Origin of the sequence: Kitasatospora sp. SC0581, from assembly GCF_048159585.1 — a bacterium.
GTDB lineage: Bacteria > Actinomycetota > Actinomycetes > Streptomycetales > Streptomycetaceae > Kitasatospora.
Window position 1 is genome coordinate 1 of record NZ_JBLRWA010000027.1, and the last position, 19,943, is coordinate 19,943.

General features: G+C 74.4%; 17 protein-coding genes and 1 pseudogene. 5 read left to right on the plus strand and 13 right to left on the minus strand.

Annotated features, from left to right (window positions below; all coding sequences use genetic code 11):
- The 3 genes from ACLWS4_RS29455 to ACLWS4_RS29465 all read left to right on the plus strand — a co-directional run.
- A partial coding sequence (locus ACLWS4_RS29455; protein ID WP_416875748.1) for an LAETG motif-containing sortase-dependent surface protein occupies positions 1–123 on the plus strand: 123 nt, incomplete at its 5' end.
- Positions 124–335: 212 nt separating this feature from the next.
- On the plus strand, positions 336–1,262 hold the full coding sequence (locus tag ACLWS4_RS29460) for an LAETG motif-containing sortase-dependent surface protein (RefSeq protein ID WP_416875725.1): 927 nt from the start codon (positions 336–338) through the stop codon (positions 1,260–1,262).
- Between the two features lie 211 nt (positions 1,263–1,473).
- The gene (locus tag ACLWS4_RS29465; protein ID WP_416875726.1) at positions 1,474–2,427 is read left to right on the plus strand and encodes an LAETG motif-containing sortase-dependent surface protein; all 954 of its coding nucleotides are present in this window, start codon (positions 1,474–1,476) and stop codon (positions 2,425–2,427) included.
- A gap of 81 nt (positions 2,428–2,508) precedes the next feature.
- Here ACLWS4_RS29465 and ACLWS4_RS29470 read toward each other — a convergent pair whose 3' ends face one another.
- The 3 genes from ACLWS4_RS29470 to pdhA are packed head-to-tail and all read right to left on the minus strand — an operon-like array spanning position 2,509 to position 6,089.
- Positions 2,509–3,945, minus strand: a complete 1,437-nt coding sequence (locus ACLWS4_RS29470) for a dihydrolipoamide acetyltransferase family protein (protein ID WP_387829748.1) — start codon at positions 3,943–3,945, stop codon at positions 2,509–2,511.
- Positions 3,946–3,960: 15 nt separating this feature from the next.
- Entirely contained in the window at positions 3,961–4,935 is a 975-nt protein-coding gene (locus ACLWS4_RS29475; RefSeq protein WP_049658928.1) for an alpha-ketoacid dehydrogenase subunit beta, read from the minus strand.
- On the minus strand, positions 4,935–6,089 hold the full coding sequence (gene pdhA / locus ACLWS4_RS29480) for a pyruvate dehydrogenase (acetyl-transferring) E1 component subunit alpha (protein WP_049658931.1): 1,155 nt from the start codon (positions 6,087–6,089) through the stop codon (positions 4,935–4,937). Before pdhA ends, ACLWS4_RS29475 begins: the two co-directional genes overlap by 1 nt.
- A 426-nt stretch (positions 6,090–6,515) precedes the next feature.
- Here pdhA and ACLWS4_RS29485 point away from each other — a divergent pair, with 426 nt between their 5' ends.
- Entirely contained in the window at positions 6,516–7,175 is a 660-nt protein-coding gene (locus ACLWS4_RS29485) for a response regulator (RefSeq protein WP_074001879.1), read from the plus strand.
- A gap of 64 nt (positions 7,176–7,239) precedes the next feature.
- Positions 7,240–8,340 (plus strand): phosphotransferase, encoded by a 1,101-nt coding sequence (locus ACLWS4_RS29490; protein ID WP_234348650.1) that lies wholly within the window; start codon positions 7,240–7,242, stop codon positions 8,338–8,340.
- Positions 8,341–8,359: 19 nt separating this feature from the next.
- On the opposite strand, the gene ACLWS4_RS29495 is transcribed toward ACLWS4_RS29490, so the two are convergent.
- The 10 genes and pseudogenes from ACLWS4_RS29495 to ACLWS4_RS29540 all read right to left on the minus strand — a co-directional run bounded on the left by ACLWS4_RS29495 (position 8,360) and on the right by ACLWS4_RS29540 (position 19,872).
- Positions 8,360–10,078, minus strand: coding sequence for a protein kinase domain-containing protein (locus ACLWS4_RS29495; protein WP_416875727.1), 1,719 nt, complete (start codon positions 10,076–10,078; stop codon positions 8,360–8,362).
- A gap of 112 nt (positions 10,079–10,190) precedes the next feature.
- A complete protein-coding gene (locus ACLWS4_RS29500) occupies positions 10,191–11,636 on the minus strand; it encodes a protein kinase domain-containing protein (RefSeq protein ID WP_074001882.1) in 1,446 nt (481 codons plus the stop codon).
- Between the two features lie 302 nt (positions 11,637–11,938).
- Positions 11,939–12,553, minus strand: a complete 615-nt coding sequence (locus ACLWS4_RS29505; protein ID WP_198959330.1) for a bacterial proteasome activator family protein — start codon at positions 12,551–12,553, stop codon at positions 11,939–11,941.
- 291 nt (positions 12,554–12,844) lie between these two features.
- Positions 12,845–13,633, minus strand: a complete 789-nt coding sequence (locus ACLWS4_RS29510) for a hypothetical protein (protein ID WP_416875728.1) — start codon at positions 13,631–13,633, stop codon at positions 12,845–12,847.
- 149 nt (positions 13,634–13,782) lie between these two features.
- Positions 13,783–14,760: an NAD(P)H-quinone oxidoreductase gene (locus ACLWS4_RS29515; protein WP_049659602.1), complete on the minus strand. Its 978-nt coding sequence runs from the start codon at positions 14,758–14,760 to the stop codon at positions 13,783–13,785.
- Between the two features lie 100 nt (positions 14,761–14,860).
- Positions 14,861–15,922 (minus strand): potassium channel family protein, encoded by a 1,062-nt coding sequence (locus tag ACLWS4_RS29520; protein WP_117488713.1) that lies wholly within the window; start codon positions 15,920–15,922, stop codon positions 14,861–14,863.
- Positions 15,923–15,977: 55 nt separating this feature from the next.
- Complete coding sequence (locus ACLWS4_RS29525; protein ID WP_416875729.1) at positions 15,978–17,186, minus strand: molybdopterin molybdotransferase MoeA; 1,209 nt, start codon at positions 17,184–17,186, stop codon at positions 15,978–15,980.
- Positions 17,183–18,124 (minus strand): annotated as a pseudogene (locus ACLWS4_RS29530) (NTP transferase domain-containing protein). Before ACLWS4_RS29530 ends, ACLWS4_RS29525 begins: the two are co-directional and overlap by 4 nt.
- 16 nt (positions 18,125–18,140) lie before the next feature.
- Positions 18,141–19,115, minus strand: a complete 975-nt coding sequence (locus ACLWS4_RS29535) for an MBL fold metallo-hydrolase (protein WP_387829738.1) — start codon at positions 19,113–19,115, stop codon at positions 18,141–18,143.
- A gap of 109 nt (positions 19,116–19,224) precedes the next feature.
- On the minus strand, positions 19,225–19,872 hold the full coding sequence (locus ACLWS4_RS29540) for an FMN-dependent NADH-azoreductase (protein WP_387829736.1): 648 nt from the start codon (positions 19,870–19,872) through the stop codon (positions 19,225–19,227).
- Between the last annotated feature and the right edge of the window lie 71 nt (positions 19,873–19,943).

Here is a 19,943-nt window from a genome sequence, read left to right on the forward strand (position 1 = left end):
CCCGAACTCGCCCAGACCGGCTCCTCCTCCACCAACACCTTCCTCGCCGCCTCCTCCGCCCTCCTCCTCGCCCTCGGGGCCGGCGCCCTGATCGCCGTCCGTCGACTCCGCCGCCAGCACTGACCTGCGATCGTCGGCACCGAGCGGACCCCGGCGCCGACGGTCGAAAGATTCTCGGAACCCGCCTGCAACCCCCGGCGGGGATGCACGTCCATACAGATGAAGGCACGGAGAGCGAGACCGGCAGAGCCGGGGGGCGCTTCCGCTCGTGAAGCAGCGGAGCCGGTCGTCTTCACCCACACACCACCAGCACGACGACTTTGGGGAGTCACGTCATGCGCACGTCCGTTATCACCCGTTTCGCGAAGAACGACCGCGCCTTCTCCGGCCGCCGCCGCATCGCCACCCTCGCCGCCACCGTCGTCCTCGCCGGCGGCGTCCAGCTCCTCACCACCGACACCGCCTGGGCCTGCGGGGACTCCGACAAGGCCCCGGTCACCGCCCAGGCGAAGCCGTCCGCCGCGGACGAGGAGGACCGGTCCGTCGAGCTGCACGGCCAGGGCACCAACGCCACCTTCCTCAAGGCCCCCGGCACGCTCACCGTCGGCGGCCCCAAGACGGAGTTCGACGTCCAGTTCTTCAACGGGACCGGTGCCGACTACCACCGGATCTTCCCCGGCATCGCGTTCTTCAACACGAACGGGGCCACCCCGAAGCCCTCGCAGGTCACCGCCGAGGTCATGGCGAACGGCACCTGGCAGCGCGTGAAGCTGGCGAACGGCTGCGACCCGGCGATCGGCGGCTCCCTCCCGTCCGCGGGCGGGCCGCTCGCCGACGGCCACGCCGTCCGCTACCGCTTCCGGGTCGGGCTCTCCGCCGACGTGGCCACGGGCATCGACGGGCTCCAGGTCACCGTCAAGCCCAGCGAGGGCCGGGGCGTGAGCACCGACGTCAAGGTGGTGCACCCGGCGGCGCCCGCCAAGCCGACCACCCCGGCCAAGCCCGCGCCCACCAAGGACACCAAGCCGGCCCCGGCCAAGCCCGCCGCCGAGCAGACCAAGGACACCGCCCCCGCCGCCCCTGCCCCGAAGCCGACCACCCCCTCCGCCGCCCCGGCCACCACCGCCCCCGCCGGCACCCCCGAACTCGCCCAGACCGGCTCCTCCTCCACCAACACCTTCCTCGCCGCCTCCTCCGCCCTCCTCCTCGCCCTCGGAGCGGGCGCCCTGATCGCCGTGCGCCGCCTCCGCCGCCAGCACTGACCTGCGATCGTCGGCACCGAGCGGACCCCGGCGCCGACGGTCGAAAGATTCTCGAAACCGCCTGCAACCCCCGGCGGGGATGCACGTCCATACAGATGAAGGCACGGAGAGCGAGACCGGCGGAGCCGGGGGGCGCTTCCGCTCGTGAAGCAGCGGAGCCGGTCGTCTTCACCCACACACCACCAGCACGACGACTTTGGGGAGTCACGTCATGCGCACGTCCGTTATCACCCGTTTCGCGAAGAACGACCGCGCCTTCTCCGGCCGCCGCCGCATCGCCACCCTCGCCGCCACCGTCGTCCTCGCCGGCGGCGTCCAGCTCCTCACCACCGACACCGCCTGGGCCGCCGGGAACGGCGGCACCGCCGCCGGCGCGCCCACCGCGACCGCTCGGCAGGCCACCGCGGACCACCACGGGTCGTACAAGGCCGGGTTCCACATGACCCCGGACGGCCAGACCATCATCGCGGGCGGCCCCAAGGTCGAGATCGGCGTCGCCGTCACCAACTTCACCGGCGCTCCCTACCAGAACGTCTCCGCGATGCTCGCGCTGTTCAACCCGAACTCCGGCACCGGCCTGCGGATCGAGGACCTGACGGTCGAGGTCGCCTCCGCAGGAGGCTGGAAGCCGGTCAAGCTGCGGCACTACGGCGACTCGACGCTGTTCACCGTCGAGTCCCCGGCGACGACCACCCCGCGCCTGGAGGACGGCCGGGCCGCGAACTTCATGTTCCGGGTGGGGCTCTCCGCGAAGGCGCCCAAGGACCTGACCGAGCTCGGGGTCGGCACCATCGCCAAGGCCCCCGGGTTCCCGGCCGACGGCACCGGCGACGCCAACCACACCTTCCAGGTAGCACGGTCCACCGCCCCCGGCACCAAGCCGACCACCCCGGCCAAGCCCAAGCCCACCCCCACCAAGGACACCAAGCCGGCCCCGGCCAAGCCCGCCGCCGAGCAGACCAAGGACACCGCCGCGGCCGCCCCGGCCCCGAAGCCGACCACCCCCACCACCGCCCCGGCCACCACCGCCCCCGCCGGCACCCCCGAACTCGCCCAGACCGGCTCCTCCTCCACCAACACCTTCCTCGCCGCCTCCTCCGCCCTGCTCCTCGCCCTCGGAGCGGGCGTCCTGATCGCCGTCCGTCGACTCCGTCCCCAGCGCTAGTCGAACGGGCGGTCACGCCGAAGGGGCCCTCCTCCGCACGGCGGTGCGGAGGAGGGCCCCTTCTTCGGTGCTACCGGGCTGTCAGCCCCAGGTGATCAGGCGCTTCGGGCGCTCCAGCAGCGCGGCCACGTCGGCCAGCACCTTGGAGCCCAGCTCCCCGTCCACCAGGCGGTGGTCGAAGGAGAGCGCGAGCGTGGTCACCTGACGCGGGACCACCTTGCCCTTGTGCACCCACGGCAGTTCCCGGACCGCGCCGAAGGCCAGGATGGCGGCCTCGCCCGGGTTGAGGATCGGGGTGCCGGTGTCGACGCCGAAGACGCCGACGTTGGTGATGGTGATCGTCCCGCCCTGCATGTCGGCCGGCGAGGTCTTGCCCTGACGGGCGGTCTCGACCAGCTCGCCGAGCGACGTGGCCAGCCCCGAGAGGGTCCTGGAGCCAGCGTCCTTGATGTTCGGGACGATCAGGCCGCGCGGGGTGGCCGCGGCGATGCCGAGGTTCACCTGGCCCTTGAGGACGATCTCCTGGGCCGCCTCGTCCCACTGGGCGTTGATCCCGGGGTGCCGCTTGATCGCGGTGAGCAGCGCCTTGGCGACGATCAGCAGCGGGCTGACCCGGACGTCCCGGCCCAGCTCGCCGCTCTCCTTGAGCCGGCGGACGAACTTCATCGTGCGGGTCACGTCGACCTGCACGAACTCGGTGACGTGCGGGGCGGTGAAGGCCGAGGCCACCATCGCCTGCGCGGTCGCCTTGCGGACGCCCTTGATCGGCACCCGGACGTCGCCCGCGCCGGACACCGGCGCCTGCGGCGCGGCCGGCTCGGCCACGGCGGTCTCGGCCACCGGCGCCACCGGGGCCGCCGGAGCGGCCTGGGCGGCGGCGTGGGCGTGCACGTCCTCGCGGGTGATCACGCCGTCCCGGCCGGTCGGGGTGACCGCGCGCAGGTCGACGCCGAGGTCCTTGGCCAGCTTGCGCACCGGCGGCTTGGCCAACGGCCGCTCCCCGGACGGTACTTCGGCGACCGGGGCCGGGGCCGCGGGCGCCGGTGCGGCGACCGGGGCCGGGGCGGCGGCCGGAGCCGGCCTGGTCGCGGCGACCTTGGTGGTGGTCGTCCGCCGGGCCCGGCGCTGGCTGCCGCCGGTGCGCGGGCCGTACCCGACCAGCACCTCGCGCCGCTCGGGCTCGGGCTCCTCGGCGGGAGCCGGAACCGGCGCCTGGGCCGGTGCCGCGGCGGGGGCGGCCGGAGCCGCGGCACCCGCCTCCCCGGCGACCGCGATCGAGATGATCACGGTGCCGACGTCGACCGTCGCGCCCTCGGGGAAGTGCAGCGTCTCGACCACCCCGTTGAACGGGATGGGCAGCTCCACGGCCGCCTTGGCGGTCTCCACCTCGCAGACGACCTGCCCGTCGGTGACGGTGTCACCGGGCTTGACGTACCAGCTGAGGATCTCGGCCTCGGTGAGGCCCTCGCCCACATCGGGCATCTTGAACTCGCGGAGCGAGCGAACTTCGGTGGTCATCTTCGCTCCCCGGAGTCAGTACGCGAGCGCGCGGTCGACGGCGTCGAGCACGCGGTCCAGGTCGGGGAGGAAGGCCTCCTCGACCCGGGACGGCGGGTACGGCGCGTGGTAGCCGCCGACCCGCAGCACGGGTGCCTCCAGGTGGTAGAAGCACTTCTCGGTGAGCCGGGCGGCCAGTTCGGCGCCCATGCCCAGGAAGACCGGTGCCTCGTGCACCACGACGGCCCGACCGGTGCGCTTGACCGACGCCTCCAGGGCGGCGAAGTCCACCGGGGAGAGCGAGCGCAGGTCGACGACCTCCAGCCGGCGGCCGTCCTCCTCGGCGGCCGCGGCGGCCTCCAGGCAGACCTTGACCATCGGCCCGTACGCGATCAGCGTCAGGTCGGTGCCGGGCCGGACGACCCGGGCCTCGTGCAGGCCCAGGTCGGCGGCGTCGCCGACCTCGCCCTTGTCCCAGTAGCGGCGCTTGGGCTCCAGGAAGACGACCGGGTCATCGGACTCGATCGACTGCCGCAGCATCCAGTGCGCGTCGTGCGCGCTGGACGGGGTGACCACGCGCAGACCGGCGGTGTGCGCGAAGTACGCCTCGTGCGACTCGCTGTGGTGCTCGACCGCGCCGATGCCGCCCGCGTAGGGGATGCGGATGGTGACCGGCATCTTGACGTGCCCGAGCGCGCGGGCGTGCATCTTCGCCAGCTGGGAGACGATCTGGTCGAAGGCCGGGTAGACGAAGCCGTCGAACTGGATCTCCACCACCGGGCGGTAGCCGCGCAGCGCCAGGCCGATCGCGGTGCCGACGATGCCGGACTCGGCCAGCGGGGAGTCGATCACCCGGTCCTCGCCGAAGTCCTTCTGCAGGCCGTCGGTGATCCGGAAGACGCCGCCGAGCTTGCCGATGTCCTCGCCCATGAGGAGGGTCTTCGGGTCGTTCTCCAGCGACTTGCGCAGCGCTCCGTTCAGCGCCTTGGCGATGCTCAGCTGACCGGCCATCAGTGGGTCTCCCCCGCCTCGAAGGAGGCCGCGTACTCGACGTACTCGGCCCGTTCCTCATCGACCAGCGTGTGCGGCTCGCTGTACACGTGGTCGAAGATCAGGGTCGGGTCCGGGTCCGGCATGCCGCGCACGCCCTCGCGCACCCGCAGCCCCAGCTGCTCGCTCTCGGCGTCGACGGCGGCGAAGAACTCCTCGTCGGCCAGGCCCTCCTTCTCCAGGTGGGCGCGGAGCCGGGAGATCGGGTCCTTGGCCTTCCAGGCCTCGGTCTCCTCGGTGTGCCGGTAGCGGGTGGGGTCGTCGGACGTGGTGTGGGCGCCCATCCGGTAGGTGAACGCCTCGATCAGCACCGGGCCGTTGCCGTTGCGGGCGTGGTCGAGCGCCCAGCGGGTGACCGCGAGGCAGGCCAGCACGTCGTTGCCGTCGACCCGCACGCCGGGGAAGCCGAAGCCGGAGGCGCGGCGGTACAGCGGGATCTTGGTCTGGGTGGTGGTGGGCTCGGAGATCGCCCACTGGTTGTTCTGGCAGAAGAAGACCACCGGCGCGTTGTAGACCGAGGCGAAGGTGAAGGCCTCGTTGACGTCGCCCTGGCTGGAGGCGCCGTCGCCGAAGTACGCGATGACCGCGTCGTCGGCGCCGTCCTTGGTGATGCCCATCGCGTACCCGGTGGCGTGCAGGGTCTGCGCGCCGATCACGATGGTGTACAGGTGGAAGTTCTTCTCGTTCGGGTCCCAGCCGCCGTGGTTCACGCCGCGGAACATGCCGAGCAGGTTCAGCGGGTCGACGTCGCGGCACCAGGCCACGCCGTGCTCGCGGTAGGTGGGGAAGGCGTAGTCGCCGGGGCGCATGGCGCGGCCGGAGCCGACCTGGGCGGCCTCCTGGCCGAGCAGCGAGGCCCACAGGCCCAGCTCGCCCTGGCGCTGGAGCGCGGTGGCCTCGCCGTCGAACCGGCGCACCAGCACCAGGTCGCGGTAGAGGGCGCGCAGCTCCTCGGGAGTGGTGGTGAGGGGGTAGTCCGGGTGCTCGACCCGCTCGCCTTCCGGCGTGAGCAGCTGGACGAGCTCCGGCTGGGCGTCCTTGCCCGTGGCGCGGAGGGTGTCAGGGACGCCGGGGGCCGCCTTCTTGCGGGCCCTCGCCGTGCTTTTGACGGTCACGTTCACTCCTCGGTCTGTCCGGCCGCCCGGGGTCGCCGGTGACCGGTCCGGTCACCGCCTCGCGGGGCGCGCGTGGGTGTGCGCTCCCACTGCGGGGCAGGTGGTGATCCTGTTCCGACGGCGTCCCTCACGAGAACGTTACCCAGCGTCCGCCCTCGACGCGCTTGCGCTAGGACGTCCTACTTGTTCAGGGCCTACAACCCCGAGGGTGCCGCGTTCGGCTCGCCGTCGGAAGGGTGGGGGTGACGGTCGGCGTGACGCAGCTCTCAATTCGAGCGCCTTCAGGACACCAGCGCACGTTATCCGGGCAGACGCCCGTACGTAAGGGGGTTCTCGGTATCGGTTTCGGACGGCTGTGGCCGGATCGCGTTGGTATGGAGGTCCGGGCGATAGGTCTTTCGTACGGTGTTATGGGAGGCTTTGGACGTGACTGATAACGGACAAATCAGGGTATTCCTGCTCGACGATCACGAGGTCGTCCGGCGGGGCGTGCACGATCTGCTCTCGGTCGAGGACGACATCGAGGTCGTCGGCGAGGCCGGCACGGCCGCCGAGGCGCTCACCCGGATCCCCGCGGTCCACCCGGACGTGGCGGTGCTCGACGTCCGGCTGCCGGACGGCAACGGGGTCGAGGTCTGCCGCGAGATCCGGTCCAAGCTGCCGGAGATCAAGTGCCTGATGCTCACCTCGTTCTCGGACGACGAGGCGCTGTTCGACTCGATCATGGCCGGCGCCTCCGGCTACGTGCTGAAGGCGATCCGCGGCACCGACCTGATCACCGCCGTCCGGGACGTCGCGGCCGGCCGCTCGCTGCTCGACCCGGTCGCCACCAGCAGGGTGCTCGCCCGGCTGCGCGACGGCGGGGAGAAGGAGGACGAACGGCTCGCCCAACTCACCAAGCAGGAACGGCGGATCCTCGATCTGATCGGCGAAGGTATGACAAATCGTCAGATCGGCAACGAGTTGCACCTGGCGGAGAAGACGGTGAAGAACTACGTCTCCAGTCTGCTCGCCAAGATGGGCATGGAGCGGCGCACCCAGGCGGCCGCCTTCGTGGCGCGGCACCAGGCCGACCACCAGTACTGATCCGGCCCTTCACAGAACTGACGGTTTGTCAAGGGCCCCCACAAGGGGGCCATAACCTCTGCACGTGACTTTCAGCCAGACCCTTGCCTGCGCACCGGCCCGCCCCGATCTCTCCGCACCACCGATGGGGACCCTCAGTCCCCCCGTCCCGGGGGGTGCGCTCGCCGAGGTCCTGGCCCGCTACCGGGTCGGACGGCCGCTGACCACCGAACCCGTCGCCGAGGGCCTGTTGAACCGGGGGTACCTGGTCACCACCGAGGCCGGTCCGTACTTCCTGAAGTGCTACGTCGACTCCGCCACCGCCAGCCGTCCGAAGATCCTCGCCCACCACCGCGCGATGGCCGCGCTGAACACCCTCGGCCTGCCCGTCGCACCCCCGCTGGCCTGCGCCGAACGGTCCGGCACGGTGGCCGCCTGGGGCGGCCGGCTGTTCGCCCTGTTCCCCTGGGTCGAGGGCCGGCACCGGCACGGCGACGAGCTCGACCCGTCGCAGTGCGACGCGCTCGGCACGCTGCTCGGCCGGCTGCACGGCGCGCTCGACGACGTCTGCGCCCCCCTCGAACAACCCGCCGGGTACCGGAGCGCCGACCCCGTCGACAGCGCCGCACTCGCCCGCGACCTGCGGCGCCGCGCCCGGGAGCACCAGCCGGCCGGGGAGTTGGACGCCCTCGTGGTGGAACGGCTCACGGAACGGCTGGAACTGCTCGCCGAGCACGCCCACCGCCGCCCCGCCCCGGAGGCCGCACCGCCCACCGGCTGGACCCACGGCGACTTCCACGGCCTCAACCTGCTGTACGAGGACGACCCGCGGGGCGGCCGGGTGGCGGCCGTCCTGGACTGGGACAAGCTCGGCCCCCAGCCACGCGCCGAGGAGGCGGTCCGGGCCGCCACGCTGCTCTTCAACGACCGCTCGTCCGGCGCCCTCGACCTGGTCCGGGTCCGCCGCTACTCCCAGGCCTACCGGGCCTCCGGGGCGGCCACCGCCGAGCACCTGGCCGCCGCCGTCCACCGGGTCTGGTGGGAGCGGCTGAACGACTTCTGGATGCTGCAGTGGCGCTACCAGCGGGCCGACCACCGGGCCGACCCGCTCTACCCCGCCTCCGCGGGCCAGCTGGCGTGGTGGTGCCAGGAGTACGAGCAGGTCCTGGACGCCTTCGCCAACTGACCCGCCGCCGCCGACCGGGTCAGGGGGTCGGCGGCACGACCGGGATGGACGGCTTCGGGTCCGTCGGCGGCTTCGGCGACCCGGTGCCGGGGCCCGCGGTCTGCGGCGGCGCCGTCGTGGCCGGCGCCGTCGTCGCGGGCGCCGTCCCGGTCGGCGTGTGGCTGGCCGTCCCGGTCGGCGTCGGGGTCGGGGTGTGCTTGCCCGTGTTCGGCGACGGCGACATGTTGTTGCCGCTGTTCCCGTTGTTGTTCCCGTTGTTGTTGCCGGGGTCGGTCGGCTGCTGCGGCTTCTTGCTGCCGGAGGCCGAGGCCGGCGGGGTCGCCAGGCCGCTCTGGGACGGGGGCGCGGTCGTCTCGGTGCTGGTGGCCGCCGGGGGCTGCGGCGAGATGTCCGAGTGGCCGGTGGGCTCGCTGCCGCTGAGCGCGAACGCGATGCCCGCACCGGCCGCGACCAGCACGGCGATCGCGCCGGCCACCCAGGCCCAGGGCCCGCGCCGCCGGCCGGGGCCCTCGTCGTCCCCGCCCGCACCGGTACCGCCGCCGTACGGGCCGCCGGCCGCCGGGTAGGGCGAGGAGGGGGTGTGCGGGCCGCCCGTCGAGTACGGCAGCACGGAGGTCTGGTCGGCCGGGCCCACCGCGCCGAAGGCCGCGGTGGCCGCGGACTGGTCCGGCCGGAGCACCTGGGTCGCGCCGGTATCGACCGCGGCCCCGCCGGCCCAGGCGGCCCCGCCCGCGCCGTGCATCTCGCGCAGCGCGTGCTGCACGTGGGCGCGGAACTCGTCGGCGTCCTGGAAGCGGTCGTCCGGGTTCTTGGCGAGCGAGCGCAGCACCAGCGCGTCGAGGCCGGCCGGCACCCGGCCGTTGGCCTGCGAGGGCGGCACCGGCGGGTCCTGGACGTGCTGGTAGACCACCGACAGCGGGGTGTCGCCGGTGAACGGCGGTCGCACCGTGAGCAGTTCGTAGAGCATGCAGCCGGCCGCGTACAGGTCCGAGCGGTGGTCGACCGGCTTGCCGAGCGCCTGCTCGGGCGAGAGGTACTGCGGGGTGCCCATGACCATGCCGGTCTGGGTCATCGTGGTGGCCCCGCCGGTCAGCGCCCGGGCGATGCCGAAGTCCATCACCTTGACCGCGCCGGCGTTGGTGATGCTCACGTTGGCGGGCTTGATGTCGCGGTGGACGATGCCGCTGCGGTGGCTGTAGGCGAGCGCCTCCAGCACCCCGGCGATGATGATCAGCGCCTGGTCGACCGGCGGCGCCTCCTCGTCCGCCAGCAGCTCGCGGACGGTGCGGCCCTCGACCAGCTCCATCACGATGTACGGCGTGGACTCGTCCCCGTCGTACTCCTCGCCGGTGTCGTAGACCGCGACGATCGAGTGGTGGTTGAGCGCCGCGACGGCGTGTGCCTCGCGGGTGAAGCGCAGCCGGGCGACGTCGTCCTGGGCCAGCTCGCCACGCAGCAGCTTGACCGCGACGGTGCGGCCGAGCCGCACGTCCTCGGCGGCGAACACCTCGGCCATGCCGCCGCGCCCGAGCCGGTAGGTCAGCCGGTAACGGCCGTCCCCGACGGTGCTCAGCGGCACGGCGGTGCCGCGGCCCGGGGTGTGCGGGCCGCCCGTGGCGACCGGCGGCAGCGCCGAGGTCGGGGCCTCGCCGCCGGGCTCGGGAATCCTCGGGGTTCCGCCGGTCCGGCCGACCGCCCGGACACCCGCGTCGTCGTCCGGCTGCTGCGTCTGTGCCATCGCTCCTCGCCCCGGGCGTTCGCTCGGATCGCGGTGCCCTGTCGCTTACGTATCCCCGAACGCTACCGCCTCCGGCGGACGACCGTGGTACCCCCGAACCTGCCGGAAACCGTCAGAGCAGGCCATTCCGGTCGGCCGGGAGGTCGAGGACCAGCACGTCGGCGGGACGGTCCGCGTGGCTGAACTTGCCGCCCGTCTTCTCGTCCGCCTTGTTGACCACGATCGCGATGATGATGCCCGCGAGCACCAGCACGCCGACGATGATCCCGATCACGACCACGGCCGTCGAGCAGCCGCCGCCGCTGGTGGGCGCCTTCGGCTGCTGGTACGGCGGCATCGGCTGCGGCATCGGCTGCGGCGGCGGGGTGTGCGCCCCCTGCTGGAGGTACTGCGGGTGCGGCGTGTGCGGGGCCTGCGGCCGCGGGGTCTGGTAGGCGGGCGGCGGGGTCTGGTACTGCTGCCCGCCCTGCTGGAGGTACTGCGGGTGCGGGGTGTGCGGGGCCTGCGGCTGCGGCGTCTGGTAGGCGGGCGGCGGCGTCCGGTACTGCTGGGCCCCCTGCTGGAGGTACTGCGGCTGGGGCGTCTGCGGGGCCTGCGGAGCGGCGTGCACCGAGCGCGGGCCCTCGTTGATCACCAGCGGGGTGCTGGCCTGCAGCCGGTGCCCGTTGTCGCCGCCCTTGGCGGCCGCGATCAGCCGCTCCGCCTCGTCCCGCATCGCCGCCGCGCTCTGGAACCGGTGCGCCGGGTCCTTGCGCAGCGCCTGGGCGACGAAGGCGTCCACCTCGGGCGTGATCGAGCGGTTGAGGGTGGAGGGGGCCGGCGGCTCCTCCTGGACGTGCTTGTAGGCGATCGAGAACGCCGAGTCCCCGTCGAAGACCAGCTGCCCGGTGATCATCTCGAAGAGCATCACGCCGACCGAGTAGAGGTCGGAGCGGGCGTCCACCGGCTTGCCGAGCGCCTGCTCGGGCGAGAGGTACTGCGGGGTGCCGACCACCATGCCGGTCTGCGTCATCGACGTGACGCCGGATTCCAGCGCACGGGCGATGCCGAAGTCCATGACCTTGACGTTGCCCTTGCGGTCGAACATGACGTTGCCGGGCTTGATGTCGCGGTGCACCAGGCCCATGTCGTGCGAGGCCTCCAGCGCGTTCAGCACGCCGACGGTGACCTTCAGGGCCTCCTCGGCCGGCATCGCGCCGTACTGGCCGACCGCCTCGTTGATCGCCTCGCGCAGGCCGTTGCCGTCGATCAGCTGCATCACGATGTACGGCGTGCTGGAGCCGTCCGGGGCGATGTCCTCGCCGCTGTCGTACACGGTGACGATGTTCGGGTGCTCCAGCCGGGCCACCGCCTGGGCCTCGCGGCGGAACCGCTCCTTGAACGAGTCGTCCCGGCCCAGCTCGCTGTGCATGCTCTTCAGCGCGACCTGCCGGTCCAGCACGCGGTCGTGGGCGAGGTGCACGGAGGCCATGCCGCCCTCGCCCAGCAGCCGCTGCAGCACATAGCGGCCGTTGCCCAGGGAGAAGCCCTCGACCGCCGCGTTGCCGTGCTCGCTCATGGTCCTCTGCTCCCCCTCGGCGCGGCCGTGCTCGCCGCAACCTGACGTTCGGTCTCGTCCGTGCGTGGTGGGCCCGGCCCGCTGGCCTGGCGGGCCCCTGCCGCGGCGGTTCCACCGGCCGGCGACAGGGGCCAGGGTATCGGCTCGCGCCGACGGTGATCGGTCCAGGGCCGGGGCCGGTCCCGGCCCGGGGGCCGCCCGGCCCGGCGGCCCGGGGCCGGGGAGGATCGTCGTGGTACGTCCGGTCCGACGGCGGTCCGGGCGGCCCGGAGGCGCCTACCGGCGGGTACCGCCGGGTGCGGCTACAGGTAGGGGCCGGAGCGGATGCCGCGGCCCTGGCCCGGCTCGTCCTCGTCCGGCTCGCCGCTGTGCAGCCCGGGCGGCAGCGCCCGCCGCATCTGCTCCAGCTGCGCCCGCGCCGCCATCTGCTGCGCGAACAGGGCGGTCTGGATGCCGTGGAACAGGCCCTCCAGCCAGCCGACCAGCTGGGCCTGGGCGATCCGCAGCTCGGCCTCGGTCGGGATGGTGTCGTCGGTGAACGGCAGCGACAGCCGCTCCAGCTCGGCGACCAGCTCCGGGGCCAGCCCCAGTTCGAGCTCCTTGATCGAGCTCGCGTGGATGTCCTTCAGCCGGACCCGGCTCGCCTCGTCGAGAGGCGCCGCCCGGACCTCCTCCAACAGCTGCTTGATCATGCTGCCGATGCGCATGACCTTGGCGGGCTGCTCGACCATCTCGGTCACCGGGAGCTCGCGCGGCACGTCGCCCTCGTCGTCCCCGTCCCCAGCCGCACCGGCGAACCCCTGGCCCACGGGCAGCCCGTCCGGTCCGACGATCAGCACCTTCTGGCCGTCCTGCGACTGCCCGCCGCCAGCCCGGAAGGGCTCCTGCGACGGGCGCTCGTTCATCGGATTCGTCATGAACAACATTCTCTCTCACTGGGGTTGGTCGGGCGGAAGCCCCCGGTCGTCCCGCCGTCCTGCGCCACCCGTGACGACGCTACGCCTCCGGACGCCCTGCGGGAATCCGTACGGATACTCAGTTCCCGCACCCGGTCCGCCGACCGGCCACCGGCCGCCCGGCGACGGCACCCCGGCCCCGCGCACGGCGGTCCGCCGCTCCGTGGCCGCCGAAACCCCGGGCCCGCTCCGGGCGCGCCGCGCCCCGCCGGGCCCCAGCCCTTGCGCTACCGCAGCCCCGGCCCTGGGGGCTCAGTCCTTGCGCAGCCGCAGGCCGACCAGGCCCAGGCCGCAGCCGATCAGGCCCAGGCCGACGCCCAGCGGGAGCTGGGTGGTGGAGGCGTCCTGCCAGCGGGCGGGGAAGAGCGCGGGCACCCCGGCCACGGCCGCTACCGGCTGTCCGGCGACCGCCTCGGCCGTGTTCGCCGCGGCCGGGTCCGGGACGGCGGCCGCGCCGGGGGCCTCGGCCTCCGCGGCGTCCCCGTCGGCCTCCGGCTGCTCGGCCCCGACGGCCTGGTCCGGGGCCTCTTCCGGGGTCTGCTCGGCAGCCTGGTCGGGGGCCTGCTCGACGGCCTGGTCGACGGCCTGGTCGGCGGCCTGGTCCGGCAGCTGCTCGGGGGCCTGCTCGGGGGCCTGCTCCACGGCGGTGTCGGAGCGCTCGGGCAGCGAGGCCAGGTGGTGCCGGTGGGCCTGCGGGGCGCTGCCGGCCGGGTGCGGACGCGGCAGCGGTCGCCGCGGCGGCGCGGCCACCGGCCCGGGGACGCCCGGTTCGTCGTCGGCTTCGTCGTCCTGCTCGGCGGCCGGCCCACCGCCCGGCTCGGCACGCGTCCCCGCGTCCGGCGAGGGATGCGCCGCCGGCAGGGGGAGCGCCCCCGGCGAGGGCAGCGCCACCGCCGCCGAGGCGGCGGCCAGCGGGAGCGTGAGCCCCAGCACGGCCGCCGCGAACAGCCGCTGGGCGCGGCCCGGAGAACGGCGGGACGGACGACGGTGGTGCGGCGCGACGGGCAGCGGCCCGAGGGATGCGTGCGGAGATGCGGCCACGGTCGGAGTCCTTCCGACGGCCGACGGCGCCCGGGGGCGGGATCGGCGGCGGGACTGCTCCGGACCAGATTCGCACGCGCCCGCCGTTACGGCATTTCGGGCAATTCACACCCGTCCGGCCGCCGCCCCGCCACCGGGGTCCCCGGTGCTCAGGCCCGCAGCACGACCTTCCCGACCTGCTCCCCGCGCTCCAGCACCCGGTGCGCCTCGGCCACCTCGGCCAGTGGCAGCACCCGGTCCACCACCGGCTTCACCACCCCGGACTCGACCAGCGGCCACACGTGCTCCCGCACCGCCGCCACGATCGCCGCCTTCTCCGCCAGCGGCCGCCCGCGCAGGTTGGTGGCGATCACCGCCCCGCGCTTGCGCAGCAGCGTGTTGAGGTCGAGCTCGCCCTTCACCCCGCCCTGGAGTCCGATGATCACCAGCCGCCCGTTGACCGCCAGCGCGTCCACGTTCCGCTGGAGGTACTTGGCGCCCATGATGTCCAGGATCACGTCCGCCCCGGCCCCGTCGGTGGCCTCCCGGAGCACCTCGACGAAGTCCTGCTCGCGGTAGTCGATCAGGATGTCCGCGCCCAGCTCGGCGCAGCGCGCCAGCTTCTCCGGGCCGCCCGCGGTAACCGCGACCCGGGCGCCGACCGCCTTGGCCAGCTGGATCGCCATCGTCCCGATCCCGCTCGCGCCGCCGTGCAGCAGCACCGTCTCCCCGGGCCGCAGGTGCGCGGTGAGGAAGACGTTGGACCACACCGTGCAGGCGACCTCGGGCAGTGCCGCGGCCTGCTCGGCGGACAGCCCCGCGGGCAGCGGCAGCAGCTGCCCGGTCGGCACCGCGACCCGCTGCGCGTAGCCGCCGCCGGCCAGCAGAGCGCACACCTCGTCGCCGACCGCCCAGCCGGCCACCCCGGGCCCGAGCGCGACGATCCGCCCGGCGCACTCCAGCCCCGGGTAGGGCGGAGCGCCGGGCGGCGGGTTGTAGAAGCCCTGCCGCTGGAGCAGGTCGGCGCGGTTGACGGCGGTGGCCGCCACCTCGACCAGGACCTCGCCCTCGGCGGGGACCGGGTCGGGCACCTCGGCCCAGACCAGTGCCTCGGGACCGCCGGGTACGGGAATCGTCATCGCATGCATGCCCCGAACCTACTGCGGGCGGGGGCGGTTCCACGGCGCGGCTCAACCGGTCGGCGCGGCTCGACCCGTGGGCGACGCTCGACCCGCCCGTGGGCGCGGCTCAGCCCGTCGGCGCGGCCGCGCTGGACTTGATGACGATCACCCGGTCGGTGAGCTGGAGCACGGCGGCCTCCGGCTCGGTGTAGTTGAGCACCCGTCGGCCCCGGACCACCGCGACCACCAGGTCCGCGCACTCGCGCGGGCTGTGCCCGGCCTCGGCCCGGGTGACCGGGCGCTCCACCACGTCCAGCCCGTTGCCGTACGTCAGCAGGTCCTCCATCACCGCCCCGGCGTGCGGGCTGAGCATCGACAGCCCGAGCAGCCGCCCGGCCGAACTGGAGCTGGTCACCACGACGTCGGCGCCGCTCTGCCGCAGCAGCGGCGCGTTCTCGTCCTCCCGTACGGCGGCGACCACGGTGGCGGCCTTGTTCAACTGGCGGGCCGTCAGCGTGATCAGCACGGCGGTGTCGTCCCGCTCCGGCGCGACCACCACCCGCGCGGCGGTGGGCAGCCCGGCGCGCACCAGGGTGTCGGTGCGGGTGGCGTCGCCGACCACCCCGACCAGGCCGTGCTGGGCGGCGGCGTCGACCACCTTGCGCTGCGGGTCGACGACGACGATCTCCTCCTTCTTCACCCCCTGCCCGATCAGGGTGTCGACGGCGCTGCGGCCCTTCGTCCCGTAGCCGATGACGACGGTGTGCTCGCGCACGGTGGACCTCCAGCGGTTCAACCGCCATTGCAGGCGGGTCCGTTCGGTGAGCACCTCCAGGGTGGTGCCGACCAGGATGATCAGGAACACCACGCGCAGCGGGGTGATCACGAAGATGTTGGTGAGCCGGGCGCCGTCGCTGAACGGGGTGATGTCGCCGTACCCGGTGGTGGAGAGCGTCACGGTGGCGTAGTACGCCGCGTCCAGGAAGCTCAGCCCGCCGCCGGCGTTGTCGTTGTAGCCGTCCCGGTCGAGGTAGACGATGAACGTGGTGGCGACCAGGACGGCGAGCGCCAGCAGCAGCCGGGAGCCGACCTGCCGCACGGCGGGCTCGGCCCGTCGGGCGGGCAGCACGATCCCGGCGTCCGCCCACGGCTCGGTGCCGGGCGCGAGGTTGCGTCGGATCCGGCTCATGCGCCCACCCCGGCGGCCCCCGCGCCGGACGCGCGGCTCTTGACGGTTCCCTCGTTCACGGCACCTCCAGCAGTTCGACCGTCTCCCCCGCCGCCGCCCCGCCGGGCGGCACCACGGCGAGCGCCTCGGCCCGGGCGAGCCCGCGCAGCATCGCCGGGCCGTCGAAGGCCAGCGGCAGGACGCCCTCGGCGGTCCGCCGGACCGGCTGGAGCCGGGTGTCCGTCCGGTGCCCGGCCAGCGGGGCCGCGGCCGGGGCGAGGGCGGGCGGGCCGACGGTCCGTCCGCTGCGGGCGTGCAGCAGCGGCAGGACGAGGGTGACCATCCCGGCGACGGCGGCCAGCGGGTTGCCCGGCAGGCCCACCAGGTGGCGGCCGCCGGGGAGTTCGGCCAGCAGCATGGGGTGCCCCGGCCGGACGGCGACGCCGTCCACCAGCAGTCGGGCGCCGGCCTCGGCGAGCGCCCGGTGCAGGAAGTCGACCGGTCCGGCGGCCGTTCCGCCGGTGGTGACCACCAGATCGGCGGTGGAGTGCCGCAGCGCGTCCCGGAGCAGCCCGAAGTCGTCCCGGACGTACCCGACCTCGGGCGTCCCGGCGCCGGCGGCCCGCAGCCAGGGCGGCAGCAGCGGCCCGAGCGCGTCCCGGACCAGGCCCGACCCGGGCACCCCGGAGGTGAGCAACTCGTCCCCCAGGACGAGCAGTCGGACCTCCGGACGGCGGCGGACCGGCAGCCGGTCGTGGCCGCAGGCGGCGGCCAGGCCGAGCACGGCCGGCCCGACCGGGGTGCCGGACGGCAGCAACTCCTCGCCCAGGCGGCACTCCTGGCCGCGCGGGCGGACGTCCTGGCCGGTGGTCAGCGGCCGCGGGCCGCGGTCGTGCAGCAGCGCGGCGTCCGTCCACCCGTGCTCACGGCGCAGTACGGCGGTGGCGCCGGGCGGCAGTTGGGCGCCGGTGGCGATCTCCACGGCGGTGCCGTCGGCCAGCGGCGCCGGCTCGGCCCGTCCGGCCAGCACCCGGCCGGCGACCCGCCACGGGCCGGGACCGGCGACCGCCCAGCCGTCCATCGCGGAGGTGTCGAAGGCGGGCAGGTCGGTCAGCGCGCCGAGCGGCTCGGCGAGGGTGCGGCCGAGCGCCTCGGCCAGCGGGACGGGGACCCCGGGCAGCGGGCGCAGCCCGGCCCGGCGCGCGGTCTCCCGGGCGCCGGGCCAGCTCAGCACGCCGGGACCGGTGGACGGTGCGGCCACGGTCGGCTGTCCGACCGCGCTCACGACTCGCCCGGCCGGTCGGCGGGGCCCCAGCCCTCGGCGAGGGCCTCGGTCCGCCGGGCCGCCTCGGCGACGGCCGCCGCCCCGCCGCCCCGCTGGGCGGCCGCGTAGCCGATCAGGAAGGCGGTCAGCGGCGCGGCCGGCCGGGCCACCCCGTGCGCGACCACCCGGGCCGTGTCGAGCAGACCGTGGACGTCGACGTCCAGGTCGATGCCCAGGTCGGCCTTGACCTCGGCGATCCAGTCATCCAGCGTGCGCTCCATGCGCCCATGCTGCCTGATCGGTGGTTTCCCGAAGTGTTCGCCCCGTGTGCGGGGCGCGTCGTTTCGCTCACACGTCGGTGGCCGGGGCGGTGCGATTCAGGTCCGGTCGCGCTCGCGGGCCTGCTCCAGGTCCTCCCAGGTGTCGCAGTCGTAGGCGACGTTGTCGGTGTCGGCCACCCGCAGCCGGGGCAGTCCGCCGACCAGGCGGCGCAGCGGCTGGTCGGCGGGATCGCCGAGGGCGGCCAGCGCGGCGCGCAGCGGGGCGGTGCGGTAGGCGGCGGCGAGCGGCTGGTCGCGGCCGCCCGCGTCGACCAGCACGGCGGCGTCCCCGTGCGCCCCGGCCCGGTCGAGGGCGGCGACCAGCCGGTCCACCGTCCGCCGGTCCAGGAAGGGCAGGTCGGCGGCGAGCAGCAGCACGGTGTCCGCGGTGACCAGGTCGAGCCCGGCCGCGACGGCGGCGACCGGCCCGCCGCCGGGCGGCCGCTCCCTGGTCCAGTGGACGCCGCCGCGCGCGGTCGGCCGGACCGGGCCGACCACGACGGTGGTGCGGGCGCCCGCGCAGGCGGCGAGCACTCGGTCGAGCAGGGTGGTCCCGCCGACCGTCAGCCCGGGCTTGTCGGCCCCGCCGAGGCGCCGGGCGGCCCCGCCCGCCGGGACGATCACGTCGTACGGCGTCATGCGGCCAGTATCCGCCCTACGCCTGCTCGGGCCCGCCGTCCTCCTCGGACTCCCGGTCCTCCCCCGCTGCCTCGGCCCCGGCCGCCACGGTCCCGGCCGCGCGGGCGGTGTTGGCCGCCGCGCCCAGCTGCAGGAAGGACGGCAGGGTCAGCTCCCCATACCGCTCGTTCATCGCCGTGACCAGCGCCTCCGGGTCGTCCGGGTGCTCGGCCAGCAGCCGGTCGAAGTCCTGGAGGTACTCGCCGGTGAAGGCCAGCACCCGGGCGGCGTCGTCGCCCTGGTCCGGGGCCCGGTGGCCGGCGATCACCCGGTCCGCGCCGAGGTCGGCGATCCGGCCGAGGTTGTGCCCCCAGGTGGTGCGCTGGGCCGGGGTGGTGTCGGCGGTCCAGACGTGGGTGCCGTTGTGGACGAAGTCCCCGGCGATCACGGTGCGGATGCTCGGCACGTGGACGACCGTGGAGTCCCCGCAGTCGGCCTGGCCGAGCAGCAGCACGGGGATCACCTGGCGGTCCAGCATCAGCGGCTGCGGCAGCAGCGGGGCGGGGATCAGCGGGTGGTCCGGGATGTCGTCGCCGTACACCGGCTTCCACTGCGCGACCTTGGCGGCGACGGTGCGCCGGATGCCCTCGACCACGGCCGGGGCGGCCAGCAGCTGCGCGTCGGGGAAGAGCCGCAGCACCTCCTCGGCGCCGAAGTAGTGGTCCGGGTGCTGGTGGGTGACGACGACGGCGAGCAGGCGTCTGCCCTTGCCGGCGACCCACTCGGCCAGCTCGCGCCCGGCGCTGCGGGTCAGCTGGGCGTCCACCAGGATCGCGGTCCGCTCGCCGAGGATCAGTGTCGAGGTGGCGAAGAAGGCCGACTCGGGGCCGGTGAAGACGGCGACCTCCAGCGGCCGGGCCGGCTGCCCGGGCTCGGGCGGCACCGCGCCCGCGGCCGGCCGGGCCTGGGCACGCTCCGCGCCGGCGCTCTCCTCGGACGGGGACGTCGTCACGGGCTGCTCCCTCTGGTCGGCGGTCGGATTCCCTGCGCCCTACAGCATGGGAGCACCGACGGCCGATTGCGCGGAAGGCGCGCCCGGTGGGGCGCGCCTCCGGTGCACGTCACACCGCGGCTCGGGCGGCCGCTTCCTTGGCCCGGCGGGCGGCCTGCTCCAGGGCCTGGGCCTTGGACTCGACGGCCTTCGGGACGAAGTCGGCCATCGCCGGGACGGCGGCCGCCAGGGTGAACTCCGGGACGATGAAGTCGACCTCCAGCCCGAGCATGCCGGTCAGCACCTTCTCCAGGTAGGTGGTGACGAACTCGAACGGCTCGCGCGGGGCGCCGGGCGCGTACGAGCCGCCGCGGGAGGCGACCACGGTGACCGGGGTGCCCTTGGCGGAGGGCGTCTCGCCGGCGGTGCGGCCGACCAGGATCACGTGGTCCAGCCAGGTCTTGAGGGTCGACGGGATCGTGAAGTTGTACATCGGGCTGCCGATCAGCACGGCGTCGGCCTGCTCCAGCTCGGCCATCACCTGCTCGCGCAGCGCGAAGGCGGCGGCCTGCTCGGCGCTGTGGGCCTCGGCGGGGGCGAATCCGGCGCTGATGCCGTGCCCGTCGAGGTGCGGGAGGGGGTCGGCGGCGAGGTCCCGGTAGATCACCGTGCCCTCGGGGTGCTCGGCCTGCCAGGCGGCGCGGAAGGCGGCGGTGACCTCGCGGGAGACGGAGCCGTCGGCGATCGCGGAGGAGTCGAGGTGCAGGAGCGTGGGCATGGCAGTGCCTCCAGATAATAAGTAGCTGCTGATTTCGCTGCGACTGCAATTACAGTAGCAGCTTACTTTTC